Here is a 14,054-nt window from a genome sequence, read left to right as displayed (position 1 = left end):
GGGTGACAAACAAGTTATTTGTTTTTAACAGACGGATCGTTCTCTTTAGAAGAATCCTTATTTGACTTGTGATCATTCAGCTGATGGCCAGCAACCGGTGTAACATTGGGACGCTTCACATTTGTCTTAGTACGTTGCCCTTTATAAGACCGGATCAATGAAAATGATCCGACGATGAGCCCTCCTAGCAGTGCTGAGAATAAGATAACGAGGATGAGCGGGATGTCACTAGAGCCAAAGAAATAGTTCACCTGAACGGGATCGACATTAATAACTGCAAATGCGGCGACGATAAAAACGAAAACGAGTGCAAAAATGCCAGCATATTGACCTTTCATAAGCAACACCTCTTTTATCAGGGCTTTTTCTTCCAGATGCAAGCCATTCTCCTACTATTTTATTCCCAAAACTTCATTGTCAAAACACTGACAATGCACCCCCTCCTGACGACGCTCGCCAGGAGGGCGATCAGTATAAGCTTAAGATTCTTGCGGCTCAGGCTGCTTCTTCTGCTGTGCCTCTATTTGTTTTGTTTTCCAAACAAGCCACACTTGACTCGCTAAGAATATAGACGAATATGTTCCGGCAATGAGACCGATCAAGAGCGCCATCGAGAAGTTAAATATCGACTCACTTCCGAAGATCAATAAACAGACGACACCGATTAATACGGTGATAATCGTGTTTAACGAGCGCGTCATCGTTTGAACGAGACTGCGATTGACGACACGCTCTAAATCTTCACGACCGCGAATCTTTTTCTCGTAGCGCAAGTTTTCCCGTATTCGATCAAACGTAACAATCGTGTCGTTGATTGAGTAACCGATGATCGTTAACACGGCAGCGATAAAATTAATGTCAAGTTCGATCTGCAGCAGACTGAAGATGACGATAATGAAAAAGGCATCGTGAAGCAACGCTAAAATTGCTGACAGAGCAAACAAAATTTCGAAACGAATAGTGACGTAGATAATCATTCCAATTGAAGCTATTGCAACCGCAATAATCGCATTTTGTGTCAGCTCTTTCCCGACGACCGGAGATACTGTGCTGACGTTAGGATCAATGCCATACTCGTCCTGAAAATGATCCTTCACTGCGGTCGATTCTTCTTCTGTCATCGCTCCGACAAAGCTTACGGTCGCTCGCTTACTGTCTTCGCCATCAATTAACAATTCGTTCGGAGCTGGTAAGCCAAGGCTTGCAAACTCGCTTTTCACACTTTCTTCAGTGAGCTCCTCATTCGCCATCAGATCAACTCTTGTCCCTGCTGCAAAGTCAATTCCAAGGTTGAATTTAAATATAAACAGCGAGCTCAAACCGATGATGACGAGCGCTGCAGACGCGATGAAGAAGGCTCTCGTATGTTTAACGAAATTAATGTTCCGGAATGGACCTTTCAAACGTCGTTCAGATTCACTTTCCACCGCATGCAAATCGTCAATATCCGCACGCTTGACATTAAACCAGCCTGGCTTCTTTTTAAAGAGGCCACTTTCTACCCAAAGCCCTAACAATAGCCTTGATCCGTAGACGGCTGTAATGAAGCTGATCAAAATACTGATAATTAACATGGTCGCAAACCCTTTGACCGAGCTTGTCCCAAAGATAAACATAATGGTTGCTGCGAGCAACGTCGTTAAGTTTGCATCAAGGATTGTTCCTAATGATCGACGGTTCCCCGCTTTAAAAGCCGAACGGATCGATTTACCTGATTGAATTTCGTCTTTAATCCGCTCACTGGATATAATATTTGCGTCAACCGCCATACCAACACCAAGAATCAGCGCGGCAATACCCGGCAACGTGAGAACGGCGTTAAGTAATGTAAAGACGAGCATGATTAAATAAATGTAAAAGCTTAAGGTAATGACCGAAATCATCCCTGGAAGCCTGTACATGACGATCATATAAGCAAAAATGATTAAAATAGCAATGACACCGGCAAAAACCGTTTGCTCTAGAGCTTCCTGTCCAAATTGCGCACCGACAGATGTCAAATGGATTTCTTTTAAATCGACAGGTAGCGAGCCTGAGTTCAACAGATCAGCCAGCTCTTTCGCCTCTTCAGGTGTAAAGTTGCCCCCTGTGATGGACACTTGCGGCTGAAGAAAGACTTGGTCTACGTTTGCCACTGACAAAATCTTTGATTCTTGCGCTGGATCTTGATACTTTACATACTCCTCAGCAAACGAATCGCCCTCTTCGTAGTCAAGCCAAATCACCATTGGTTCTGCGGAGCTTGATTGACAATATGGCGTGTGGCTTCTGCCATCTTATCTGCGTCTTTAAGTTCCAAAGAAACGGAAGGACGGTTTTGCTCATCAAATGTTTGGCTTGCCCCGTTTTCCGCTAAGTCGCTTCCATCAAGAAGCAGCTCATCGTGTACATCACGAAAACTCAGCTCTGCTTGAGTCGATAAAAGCCGCCGAGCGGTTTCCTGATCCGTGACTCCCGCGAGCTGCACACGAATTCGGTCTTCGCCTTCAATTTGTATGCTAGGTTCACTTACCCCAAGCACATTAATTCGACGGTCTAGTGCCTGAGTTGTAGCAACCATCGTTTCTTCTGTAATGTCTTGACCTTCTTCATCCGCTTTGACTTGGTAAAGCACTTCAAATCCACCTTGAAGGTCCAAGCCTAAACTGACATCTTGAAGAACCGGCCGAATTGTCATACCGACAATTGCACTGAGCATCAGCACAATCACAAAAAAGCCGGCTATTCTTCCTTTTTTCATGCAGTCTTCCTCCTTCTCATCCAAACAACGATATCCGACAGTATGTCATTAAGTATAGCCTTACGTTAAGCCTTCAAGATCCATCTCAGGCGCTTTAAAAGCCTCTACCGTAAGAAAGCTCATATACTCATTGACTGACAGTCGCATCACATCTTCAACGAGCTGGTGCAAACGAACGTCTTCTTTTGGCTTCTTCCACTTCTTTTTTAAAAGACAGGCCCATACTTCAGCGGTCGTCGCTTCTGGATACCCAAGCAGTTGAAACTCCTCTGCTTTACTTAATAAAAAAGGCGAAAGCGTCTCGTGCCAAACTTCATATGGATGCGGCGCCAAAGGTCTCCCTCCCTTCACTTAAAAGCTTCATATACACGTATGTAAATGTTCCTCAAATTTACGCGATAAAAAATAACCTTGCAAAAAGACGAGCTAGTCATGTCTCGTCCTCCTAATAGCATATAGATAATTGAAATCGTTGTCCATATTTTTTACAAGAAAGCAGGGAACACTGTGACAAAACAAACCTTCTTAAAAGGGACGATCACGCTGATCGCCGCCGGTTTATTAATTCGGCTACTCGGCTTTGTAAACCGTATTGTGGTCGCGCGTTTAATGGGAGAAGAAGGCGTCGGCCTTTATATGATGGCTGTACCTACACTCGTGCTAACGATTACGTTAACTCAACTTGGGCTGCCAGTAGCGATTTCAAAACGGGTGGCTGAAGCAGATGCCCTTGGACAAACATCAAAAGTAAAACAGATTCTATCGGTGTCTCTTGCGCTGACCGGCATGTTAAGCATGATTTTCACAGCCGGAATGATTCTCTTGGCTCAATGGGTTTCCCAGCATTTACTCACAGATGAACGAACGATGTATCCACTGATGGCGATCGCCCCCATCGTTCCTATCATTGCGGTTTCTTCAGTGATTCGTGGCTATTTTCAAGGGAAGCAAAACATGCGTCCTTCCGCCATTTCTCAACTCATTGAGCAAATCGTCCGCATCTCACTCGTAGCCGTGTTAACGAGTTTGTTTTTACCGTACGGTGTTGAATTTGCCGCTGCAGGTGCGATGTTTTCCGTTGTCATCGGAGAATTAGCTTCCCTTTCGTACATGATGTGGCTTTTTAAAAGGCAAAAAACTGTGGCGATTCGAAAAGGTTTTTTGCGAGCCGTTCGGAGTGGTGGCGAGGCGTTGCAAGACTTGTTGCGCATTGCTCTACCGACAACGGGCAGCAGACTTGTCGGCAGTGTGTCCTATTTCTTTGAACCGATTGTCGTAGCACAAAGTCTTGCCATTGCAGGCGTCGCAACTGCTGTAGCTACAAAGCAATATGGTGAACTCACTGGTTTTGCAATGCCTCTTCTTTTTCTGCCGAGCTTTATTACCCATGCCCTTTCTGTTTCACTCGTTCCAGCGATCAGTGAAGCTGCAGCGAAACAGCAAACGAAGCTGATCCATTATCGCCTTCAGCAAGCTTTGCGTTTATGTATGGTATCAGGCGGCTTATCTGCGGTGGTTCTATATCTTTATGCAGTCCCATTAATGGAGCTCATGTATGGAACAAGTAACGGCGCACGCTTTATTGAATTGATGGCTCCACTATTTCTTCTCTATTATTTTCAAGGCCCACTTCAATCAACTTTACAAGCATTAGACTATGCGAAGGCAGCCATGATCAATTCCATTATTGGTACCCTTTTAAAAATGGTCGCTATCTTTGCTCTTGCTACACAGCCAAACTTCGGCATTATGGGTGTAGCCATAGCCATTATTGCGAGTACAATTCTCGTCACGCTGCTCCATTTTTTCACAGTAGCGAAGACCATTGGCTTTCATCTATATGCCAGGGATTTTATCAAAACCGTCGTAGCCATGGGCGCATCTATGACCGCAGGTGCGTATTGGTTTACGACTAACCCTTCAGCATTGCTTACATCAACCCTCATCGCCATCACCGCCACGACAGTGCTCTATCTGATTTTAATGGTTGTCTTTCGTTTAATTAAACGATCAGATGTTGCACGTATTCCTGTCATTGGCAAATGGCTGTTCGCTTTCCTGCCAAAAGGCTAAGGGCCACAAGCGTTTTATGTGGCCTCTTTTTTTTGCACAAATACCTTATCATTACTATCAATGGATAAATATAAAATGTTCTCTGGGTCATCAAGCTTGTTTTTCTTTAAAATCTTGGTTAGCCACGCTTCGTTTTTTCCAAAAATATGTAAGTGATCAGACTGAATGCGCCCGTCTAATATAAACGGCAACGTAAAGTCATTACTTTGAGACTGGTTGTCTTTTTTCTCAAAAACGGAGAGCTCACCCGAAGGCTCTAACACCGCAAAATCAACTTCACTGACATCGCTAATTTGCTCTTCTCTTAATTGCATTAACAAATCGTTTAAGTTGTATCTTTGTTTTCTCATTTCCCTCTCATTAATCTGACCATTACGGATTAGAATAGACGGCTTTCCATCCACGACGTCACGAAGCTTTTGATTTTTCAATTGAAAAAAAGCCATGCCGATTTGTACGATAACCAGTAACGTCATCGGGAGTAGCGTATTAATGATGGAACCAGAAGGCTCTTCAATCGCTGTAACAGCCAATTCAGCAATCATTACGTAAACAACAATGTCTAAAATTGACAGCTCGCCAATTTCGCGCTTTCCCATCCAACGAAATATGAACGCAATAATGGCATAAAACAATATCGTTCGTAACGCAATAATTAATAAATCCAAGAAGCTCATCTCCATTTCTAAGATGTCTTCATAGCATTCCCAAAACGAACAAAAAAATGCCTGCTACCAAAAAGGAGAGGCATAGCGCACGTACACGTATCCACTTGCAATGAGTAAGGTCAGAAGCACAATAGGGAAGCCAATGAGGAGAAAAGAGAAAAATGACATTTTCACATGATGCCTGAGGGCTAAACCAGCGACAATCATATTTGCAGACGAACCGATCAATGTCGCATTTGCTCCGAGCGAAGCACCGATTGCTAAAGACCACCAAAGTGGCACCATATCTTTGATACCGAACACACCTGTTTCAAAAACAACTGGGATCATCGCAGCCGTAAAAGGAACGTTATCTACAAAGCCTGAGATGAGACCTGCTGTCCAAAGTAAAAGAAACATACTTTCGTTCGACTGTCCATCGGTCAGATGAAAAAACGTCCACGCCATCCGATCGATCCATCCTGAGGCTTGTAAGCCGCCAACAAGCATAAAAAGACCGATTAAAAACAATAATGTACCCCAGTCAATAGCTCGAAATAGTTCGTTTGGGGCGTGCTCACCTGCGCAGAGAAGCATCATTAATAAAGCACCAGCGACAGCGACATTGGCCAATTCAACCCCATGAAAAGGCTGAAATAAAAATGCCATGAGCGTCAACAAAAGAACAGCCACCGAATGCAGTAACACAGGCGATTTAATGAGATAAGCTTGACCTTCTAAAAGAACAAGCTCAACCTGCTTCTTTCTCGATATCATAAGTTGCTTATGAAACAGTAGATAAAGTAATGGAACGACGATGATAAACAGAATGAATGATAAAGGAGCTAAATGATATAAGAAATCGTTAAAAACGAGTTCCTCTACTTCTTGTCCAATCAAGACGTTTGTTGGAGAGCCAATCAAAGTAGCCATGCCACCAATGTTTGCCGAGATGACTGTTGTAATTAAGAAGGGCAGCGGTGATACTTGTAATAGTTTTGTAATAGACAGCAAAATTGGAACAAATATCATGACCGTCGTCACTTGATCAAGCAGTGCAGACCCGACCGTCACGATGGCAGAAAAACAGAAAAACAGCCGTCCTGGCCGCCCTTTTGTCGTTTGAATGAGTTGAATTGCTATATATTGAAAAACGCCTGTCCGCTCAACAATCTTTAACATCAAAAACATACTCACTAATAAAACCATCGTCGGCCAGTCAATGTACTTTGAAAACACGGAAGACCAATCAATCACACCAATCCATATCATAAAGGTGCCTCCTGCGAGGACAATCAACGTTCGATTGAATCGATCGGTAAGTATTAAGAGACAACAAATGATAAATATGGCCAGAGCCATCCCTATGGAATCCCCCCTTTTTCACTACTATATGCACACGAGGACAAGGAATATTAATGTCTATTCCAAAGAAACGGTGCATATGTTTGTACAAGGACAAACTACGCTAGGAAGGGGATCTAAATTGATTACTTCACTTAAATCAATAGGCCGCGGCAGTCTTATCATCATTTTATGGATTATCGGGGCAAGCTTGTTCATTGCTACGCTCCTACGCTTCACGTCAGTGACAGAACAATCACTCGATTGGCTCTATGTAACAGCAGGATGCCTCGCCTTTTTCTTCGGTGGCTGGAGTGCAGGAACAGCCAACAAAGAGAAAGGGCTTATGATTGGGTTAACTACAGGCGTAGCCGTCAGTATGATCATTGCGATCATTCAATGGACAGGATACAATACCGGTCTCAGTCTTCATCAAGGCTTGTATCATTTATTGTATATTGCCCTTGCTTTAATCGGCGGGATTCTTGGAGTTAACCGAGTCACTGTTAACAAAAGGTAATCATTCCGTGAAAACAGATGCCCCGATAGAAAAAAGGCAGCCAATCGTCGTTGATCGCTGCCTTTTACTATTAATCTTTGTTTAACACTTCACGGACCGCCGAACGATCATACGTTAGCCTTGCTCCGTCTCCGCATTTTATAACCACTTTGTCATCATCTACTGCATCAATGGTGCCATGCAAACCACCGATTGTAACAACGCGGTCATTTCGCTGAATTTCAGAACGCATTTCATCAAGCTTTTTTTGGCGCTTTTGTTGCGGACGTATTAAAATAAAGTAGAACACCGCAAACATTAGTAGCAATGGCAATATCGAAATAAGTACTTCCACATGAATCCCCTCCTTTCTACAAAGAGGCAAGGAAATCAAAGCAACGTCTGATCCTGCATCGTCTCGTCTTTAGAAATTTTTCGCATCAGGTTGATTAAAACCGTAAGCTTCAAAAAAAGACTCCTTGAAATCGAGGAGGCGGTCTTCCTTGATCGCTTCCCTGACCTGATGCATTAATTTTAACAGAAAATAGAGGTTATGGTAAGTTGTAAGCCGAAATCCAAAAGTTTCGTCACACTTTATTAAATGGCGAATATAGGCTCTACTATAATTTCTGCATGTATGGCAATCACACGCTTCATCTATCGGCCTAAAGTCGGCCTTGAACTTCGCGTTTCGCACGACAAGACGCCCTTGACTTGTCATACACGTACCATTTCTAGCTATACGTGTTGGTAAAACACAGTCAAACATATCAATTCCTCTGATCGCCCCGTCAACGAGCGAGTCAGGAGAGCCAACCCCCATTAAATAACGCGGCTTATTTGCTGGTAAAAGCGGCGTTGTTTCTTCTAGCACACGATTCATCATATCTTTAGGCTCTCCGACAGAAAGTCCTCCAATCGCATACCCAGGAAAATCCAAGGACGTTAAATGTCTTGCACTCAAAGCACGGAGGTCTTCATATTCTCCTCCTTGAACAATGCCGAAAAGCCCTTGATCGTTAGGACGCTGATGTGCTTCCAGACACCTCTCCGCCCATCTGGACGTCCGTTCGACGGATGCCTTCATATACTCATGGCTCGCTGGATATGGCGGACATTCATCAAAAGCCATCATAATATCTGCGCCTAAAATATTTTGAATCTCCATTGCCTTTTCCGGCGACAAAAACAGCTTTTCTCCATTTAAATGGTTACGAAAATGTACGCCTTCTTCAAGGATTTCGCGAAAATCACTCAAGCTAAACACTTGAAAGCCGCCGGAATCTGTCAAAATGGGGTGCGACCAATTCATAAACCGATGTAAGCCGCCCGCCTCACGAATAATATCAGTCCCTGGTCGCAACCACAAATGATACGTATTGCTCAAAATGATCCCTGCACCCATTTGCTCCAATTCTTCTGGGCTCATCGTTTTTACGGTTGCAAGCGTGCCAACTGGCATAAACGCTGGGGTATCAAACGACCCGTGCGGTGTGTGAACACGACCAAGCCTTGCGCCTGTCTGTGCACACGTTTTGATATGTTCATAACGAATGGCGCTCATGGCTTCACTCCTTTCATCATTAACATCGCATCACCAAAGCTAAAAAAGCGATATTCTTTAGCAACCGCCTCTTTATAGGCGTTTAACACATGCTCACGTGAAGAAAATGCACTGACAAGCATGAGGAGCGTTGATTTAGGCAGGTGAAAATTTGTCAACAATCCATCGATGCCGCGAAATTCATAACCGGGGTAAATGAAAATCGACGTCCAGCCTGAGGAAGCCGCAAACGTCCCCGTCTCGTCCGCAATCGTTTCAAGCGTGCGGGCAGATGTTGTGCCGACGGCAATAATTCTTCCACCTTCTTGACGTGTTGCATTTAACAGCTCGGCGGTCTCCTCATTGAGGTCGAAAAACTCGCTATGCATGTGATGCTCTTCAATGGAATCTACACTCACAGGACGGAAAGTCCCTAAACCGACATGCAAGGTAAGGAACGCGAGCTTAACTCCTGCATTTTTGAGCTGCTCCAAAAACGGTTGACTAAAGTGAAGTCCTGCTGTCGGTGCGGCTGCTGAACCACTTTCCTTTGCATACACGGTTTGATAACGATCTGGATCATCCAAACGTTCTTTAATATAAGGAGGCAGTGGCATCGTTCCTAAGCTTTCCAAAATCTCTAAAAATACCCCTTTATAGGTGAACGTCATGAGCCGTTTTCCTTCCTCAAGCACTTCATCACATTCACAGCGTAAGAGCCCCTCACCAAAAGTGAGCACGGTTCCTTTTTTAATTCGCCGGGCCGGCTTCGCTAAAACCTCCCATTGATCAGGCTGGCCGGTTTCTTTTAACAATAGCAGCTCGGCGTGCCCACCTGTATCAGCCTTTTCGCCAAAAAGCCGAGCAGGGAGAACGCGCGATTCATTAAAGACAAGGCAATCGCCTTTTTTTACATAGCGCAGTAAATCAACAAATTGGCCGTCAACAGTCTCTCCTGTTTCACGATCTAACACCAGCAGCCTTGAGCTCGTCCGCTCTTTTAAAGGGTGCTGGGCGATTAAATGTTCGGGTAAATGAAAATCAAAATCTGTTACTTTCATGGTCTTCCGCGAACAGGTATATGACCTTCCGCGTCCTCCTCCTATCAAAATCTAACTGCAATGACTACTTGAAGAATCTCCCGAACAATGATAACACGATCGAAAGTACGATGCTAATGACAATAGACGTCACAATCGGAAAGAAAAAAGTCGTATTTCCTTTTTTAAAAACAATATCTCCTGGTAATTTGCCAATCAGTGACCAGGCAAGACCGATCACAATAAGAACAACGCCGGCAATGATAAGCCACTTGGAGATATCAGTCATCGGTCGGGGCCTCCAACTTAAAATATTCGTAGGCTGCTCGGGTCACCATTCTTCCTCGCGGCGTACGCTGTAAAAATCCAATCTGCATTAAATACGGCTCATACATCTCTTCAATGGTCGGAGACTCTTCTCCAATGGCTGCCGCAATCGTATCTAAGCCGACCGGACCACCTTGAAACTGCTCAATCATCCCAAACAACAGCCGTCGATCAACACCGTCTAACCCACGATCGTCTATTTGTAATGCCTCTAGAGCTCTGTTAGCAATGAGTGGGTTAATATGTCCGTTTCCAATCACTTGAGCAAAATCACGAATCCTTTTCACAAGTCGGTTTGTGATACGCGGTGTCCCACGGGAGCGACAAGCGATATGTACAGCCGCTTCTTCATCCATCGTGACACCAAATAAATCAGCTGTTCGCTTAGCAATCAGTGTTAATTCAGCGACTGTGTAAAACTCTAAACGTTCCGTTACCCCAAACCGGTCACGCAAAGGTGCTGACAAGCTCCCAGCTCTTGTCGTCGCACCGACTAAAGTAAACGGCGGCAAGTCTAGACGAACTGAGCGTGCTGACTCTTCTTTGCCAATCACAATATCAAGACAAAAATCTTCCATTGCTGGATAAAGCACTTCCTCAACGGCTCGTGGCAAACGGTGAATTTCATCGATAAACAAAACGTCTCCCGGTTCAAGCGCTGATAAAACAGCGGCTAAGTCGCCAGATTTTTCAAGAGCGGGTCCAGAGGTTGTTCGCAGCTGTACTCCCATTTCATTTGCAATCACAGCAGCTAACGTCGTTTTCCCTAAGCCAGGAGGTCCATATAATAGGACATGATCTAGCGCTTCCTCCCGTAGCTTTGCGGCATGAATATATATGGACAGGTTCTTTTTAATCGCTTCCTGTCCAATGTATTGCCCGAGGGATTGCGGTCGCAGTGTCTGTTCTTCCTCTGTTTCATCAGACAGTTTTTCCTGCTGAAGAATACGTTCTTCCTCATTCACGCTGATCACCTCCGTTTCCCTTCAAGCATTAATCTTAGTGCTTTTTTAACATATTCCTCCGCTGTCAGTGTCTCTTTTTGTAAGGAAGGCTTCAGTTTTTCAACTTCTCGCACTGAATAACCTAAAGCATAAAGCGCTTCTAACGCCTCTTCCAATTCTTTTTCTTTTGATTCTGCAAACGCAGCTTCAATATGTGTACCCTCAGTGTCCCCACAAAATTCGTCAACTTTGCCTTTTAAGTCTAAAATCATTTGTCGTGCTGTTTTTTTTCCAATGCCAGGAAACTTTGTCAGCATCGTTTCGTTTTCTTGCTCAATCGCTCTGGCAATATCTCGTGGACTGCCAGAAGCAACAATGGCAAGCCCACCTTTAGGTCCGATACCGGATACATTTAAAAGAAGCTGAAACAATGACCGCTCCTCACGTGACGTAAAACCATACAGGAGATTAGCATCCTCCCGGACGTAATGATGTGTATAGATCGTCGTGTCCTGGCCCTGCTTATGTTCAAATTGGAGTGGGTGTGGTGCATAAAATTGATACCCTATCCCCTGTACTTCAATCGTTACATATTGTGGACAGACAAAAGTGATTGTCCCTTTAAAATAATCATACATGATTTAACATCCCTTCACTGCCGAACATATATTCATATGATACCAAATTTATAATCGTTTTACGACGAGGGAGCAGTGAATCACGTTCAATAAGAAAACCTCAAAGGACATGCCTAAGAGGTTTGAGCATTAGAGATTTTGCAAAACGTCATCATCCGCATCTACGTTTGTATAAACAGCCTGCACATCATCATCGTCTTCGAGTTGGTCAATTAAAGCCATCACCTTTGTTGCGGTTTCTCCATCAACGTGTGCCGTCGTTTCAGGAATAAAGGTGACTTCCGCCAACGTTGGTGTGACCGTTTCCTTGACAACCGCTAATGCATCAGAAAAATCTTCTGGACTCGTATAAAGAACGTATTCATCCTCAGCCTTCTCATAGTCCTCTGCTCCAGCTTCTACAGCTTGAAGCATAAAATCTTCTTCATCTGTCACTTGCTCTACCGGTATATGAATGATTCCTTTGCGCGTAAACATAAACGATACACAACCGTTTTCACCAAGATTGCCTTGATTTTTTGTAAACGCATGTCGAACAGCAGCAGCAGTACGGTTTTTATTATCCGTCAAAACACGGACCATAACAGCTACGCCTCCTGCACCATAGCCCTCATATGTGAACTCCTCATAGTGTGCACCGTCTACGTCACCGGATGCTTTTTTAATCGCCCGCTCGATATTATCATTTGGCATGTTTTGGTTCCTAGCTTTATCTACAATGTTACGCAAAGATGAATTTGTCGCTAAGTCCGATCCGCCTTCCTTTGCTGCAACGTAAATCTCTTTTGCAAGCTTCATAAACAGCTTGCCTCGCTTTGCATCCTGTGCATTTTTACGGTGTTGGATGTTTTTCCATTTTGAATGTCCTGCCATTTGAAACAACCCTTTCTCATACCATTGATTCTCTTTTACTATATCACAGGCGACGCCATCCACCAATCAACCAAGTGTCTTCCGCACATCAGCAATAAATCGCAGCCTTTTTTCAAAAGAATGCATTTTTAAAAACCATTGTATCGAACGGTGCGACTTCTTTTGTTGAGATACATGCCAATCTCGATACACGTCAGAAGGATACAAAAGGCCGGCTAAAAACCATGACTGGTCCATGTAAGGGGCAAAGTAAGGTTCTTCCGCGAGTGCGGCAAAAGACCAGTCGAGCCAAGGGAGAAATCTCGTGGCCAGCTGAAGCCAATCATAACCGACTGGTCCAGTAGACGCCAAGTCAAAGTCAATGAGGTAATATTGATTTTCAGATATAATAATAAAATTATGACTCGCTGTATCACGATGAATCCACTGCTTTTGCCGCACCGCTTTTTTCTCCATCTCTCGTAACGGCTCTTTTTGTAACCTGTCTAATGCTTCATCACCCGCTTTTAATAGCGCCTTCGTCGTATGCCCTCCTAAAGCTTCATTAAATTGACTTAAACTATGAGACTTCGTAAAACGATCAAAACGTCGCTCCCAATGTGAAAGCAACGCATATGCCGGTAAATCCAAAGATTGAATCTGTCGTGCCTCTTTATGAAACCGATGCAATAATTCACTAACCCCTTGACGATCCTTACTTGAGCGAAAGTGAACCTCTCTTCTTTTTTGCAACTGCTCCATACATAGCCAATACAGCCCTTGCCCATAAACAATATATTTCCCCGATGGAAACCGTTGATAGGTAAGCCCCTTCGAGAAGCCTTCCTGCTTCAATGCCTTTGCAATGTTCAACTGCCGTAAAGCTCGCTCCTCATCGTCATATCCTTTAATGACCCAAGACGCCCCTAAGCTTTCAACTAAAAAAATGTGTCCTTTCAATGCCGCCACTTTTGGGTGATAAAAACCAAATGCTTGATTGGCTTCAAAAAAAAGACGATTCCTCTTGAAATCGCCTTCGGACGTATTACTCATCATCTTCTTGACCCTCATCATATCCAGGATATGGATATGTGTAATTTTGCGGTGCCGTATAAGGTTGTGGATCTTCTGCTTCATTTTGTGTTCTATATTCTGCCTGCGGCCACCCAGAGTAATCGTAAGGCATATATTGAGCGTTAGGGTCAGCCATTTGACCTGGCATCATCTGACCATACTGACCATACGGATCGCCCATTTGGCCTGGCAGCATCTGATCATATTGACCGTACGGATCGCGCATTTGGCCTGGCATCATCTGACCGTACTGACCATACGGATCGCCCATTTGACCTGGCATCATCTGACCGTACTGACCATACGGATCGCCCATTTGACCTGGCATCATCT

The 14,054-nt window shown here is 44.1% G+C and carries 14 protein-coding genes and 2 pseudogenes; 2 read left to right on the top strand and 14 right to left on the bottom strand.

What is annotated here, in order from left to right; translation table 11 throughout:
- Nucleotides 1-14: 14 nt before the first annotated feature.
- The 3 genes and pseudogenes from G4V62_RS00080 to G4V62_RS00070 form a co-directional block, all read right to left on the bottom strand.
- Nucleotides 15-338 carry a LapA family protein gene (locus G4V62_RS00080; RefSeq protein WP_165198756.1) on the bottom strand — a complete coding sequence of 108 codons (324 nt, stop codon included), beginning with the start codon at nucleotides 336-338 and terminating at the stop codon, nucleotides 15-17.
- Between the two features lie 141 nt (nucleotides 339-479).
- Nucleotides 480-2,740 (bottom strand): annotated as a pseudogene (secDF, locus tag G4V62_RS00075) (protein translocase subunit SecDF).
- Between the two features lie 60 nt (nucleotides 2,741-2,800).
- Nucleotides 2,801-3,073, bottom strand: a complete 273-nt coding sequence (locus G4V62_RS00070; protein ID WP_165198755.1) for a post-transcriptional regulator — start codon at nucleotides 3,071-3,073, stop codon at nucleotides 2,801-2,803.
- 174 nt (nucleotides 3,074-3,247) lie between these two features.
- On the opposite strand from G4V62_RS00070, the gene spoVB reads away from it, so the two are divergent.
- Complete coding sequence (gene spoVB, locus G4V62_RS00065) at nucleotides 3,248-4,813, top strand: stage V sporulation protein B (RefSeq protein WP_165198754.1); 1,566 nt, start codon at nucleotides 3,248-3,250, stop codon at nucleotides 4,811-4,813.
- Nucleotides 4,814-4,827: 14 nt separating this feature from the next.
- Here spoVB and G4V62_RS00060 read toward each other — a convergent pair whose 3' ends face one another.
- Nucleotides 4,828-5,490 carry a DUF421 domain-containing protein gene (locus tag G4V62_RS00060; RefSeq protein WP_376768248.1) on the bottom strand — a complete coding sequence of 221 codons (663 nt, stop codon included), beginning with the start codon at nucleotides 5,488-5,490 and terminating at the stop codon, nucleotides 4,828-4,830.
- 54 nt (nucleotides 5,491-5,544) lie between these two features.
- On the bottom strand, nucleotides 5,545-6,822 hold the full coding sequence (locus tag G4V62_RS00055) for an ArsB/NhaD family transporter (RefSeq protein WP_165198752.1): 1,278 nt from the start codon (nucleotides 6,820-6,822) through the stop codon (nucleotides 5,545-5,547).
- A gap of 124 nt (nucleotides 6,823-6,946) precedes the next feature.
- Here G4V62_RS00055 and G4V62_RS00050 point away from each other — a divergent pair, with 124 nt between their 5' ends.
- Entirely contained in the window at nucleotides 6,947-7,324 is a 378-nt protein-coding gene (locus tag G4V62_RS00050) for a TIGR04086 family membrane protein (protein ID WP_165198751.1), read from the top strand.
- Nucleotides 7,325-7,394: 70 nt separating this feature from the next.
- Here G4V62_RS00050 and yajC read toward each other — a convergent pair whose 3' ends face one another.
- From yajC to G4V62_RS19525, 9 genes and pseudogenes are all read right to left on the bottom strand, one after another.
- On the bottom strand, nucleotides 7,395-7,658 hold the full coding sequence (gene yajC, locus G4V62_RS00045; RefSeq protein WP_165198750.1) for a preprotein translocase subunit YajC: 264 nt from the start codon (nucleotides 7,656-7,658) through the stop codon (nucleotides 7,395-7,397).
- Between the two features lie 69 nt (nucleotides 7,659-7,727).
- On the bottom strand, nucleotides 7,728-8,867 hold the full coding sequence (gene tgt, locus G4V62_RS00040) for a tRNA guanosine(34) transglycosylase Tgt (RefSeq protein WP_165198749.1): 1,140 nt from the start codon (nucleotides 8,865-8,867) through the stop codon (nucleotides 7,728-7,730).
- Nucleotides 8,864-9,907: a tRNA preQ1(34) S-adenosylmethionine ribosyltransferase-isomerase QueA gene (queA, locus tag G4V62_RS00035; protein ID WP_165198748.1), complete on the bottom strand. Its 1,044-nt coding sequence runs from the start codon at nucleotides 9,905-9,907 to the stop codon at nucleotides 8,864-8,866. Before queA ends, tgt begins: the two co-directional genes overlap by 4 nt.
- A gap of 64 nt (nucleotides 9,908-9,971) precedes the next feature.
- Nucleotides 9,972-10,175, bottom strand: coding sequence for a DUF2905 domain-containing protein (locus G4V62_RS00030; protein ID WP_165198747.1), 204 nt, complete (start codon nucleotides 10,173-10,175; stop codon nucleotides 9,972-9,974).
- Nucleotides 10,168-11,178, bottom strand: a complete 1,011-nt coding sequence (gene ruvB / locus G4V62_RS00025; protein WP_165198746.1) for a Holliday junction branch migration DNA helicase RuvB — start codon at nucleotides 11,176-11,178, stop codon at nucleotides 10,168-10,170. Before ruvB ends, G4V62_RS00030 begins: the two co-directional genes overlap by 8 nt.
- A 5-nt stretch (nucleotides 11,179-11,183) precedes the next feature.
- Nucleotides 11,184-11,795, bottom strand: coding sequence for a Holliday junction branch migration protein RuvA (ruvA, locus tag G4V62_RS00020; protein WP_165198745.1), 612 nt, complete (start codon nucleotides 11,793-11,795; stop codon nucleotides 11,184-11,186).
- Between the two features lie 129 nt (nucleotides 11,796-11,924).
- Nucleotides 11,925-12,668, bottom strand: coding sequence for a YebC/PmpR family DNA-binding transcriptional regulator (locus tag G4V62_RS00015; RefSeq protein ID WP_165198744.1), 744 nt, complete (start codon nucleotides 12,666-12,668; stop codon nucleotides 11,925-11,927).
- Between the two features lie 66 nt (nucleotides 12,669-12,734).
- A complete protein-coding gene (locus G4V62_RS00010) occupies nucleotides 12,735-13,703 on the bottom strand; it encodes an aminoglycoside phosphotransferase family protein (RefSeq protein WP_165198743.1) in 969 nt (322 codons plus the stop codon).
- Nucleotides 13,693-14,054: pseudogene (locus G4V62_RS19525) on the bottom strand (hypothetical protein); the annotation flags it as partial. The pseudogene G4V62_RS19525 and the gene G4V62_RS00010, both read right to left, overlap by 11 nt.

Source organism: Litoribacterium kuwaitense (assembly GCF_011058155.1).
GTDB lineage: Bacteria > Bacillota > Bacilli > Bacillales > DSM-28697 > Litoribacterium > Litoribacterium kuwaitense.
Note: the sequence above shows the minus strand (reverse complement) of the source record. Positions and strands in the feature narration are given on the sequence as shown.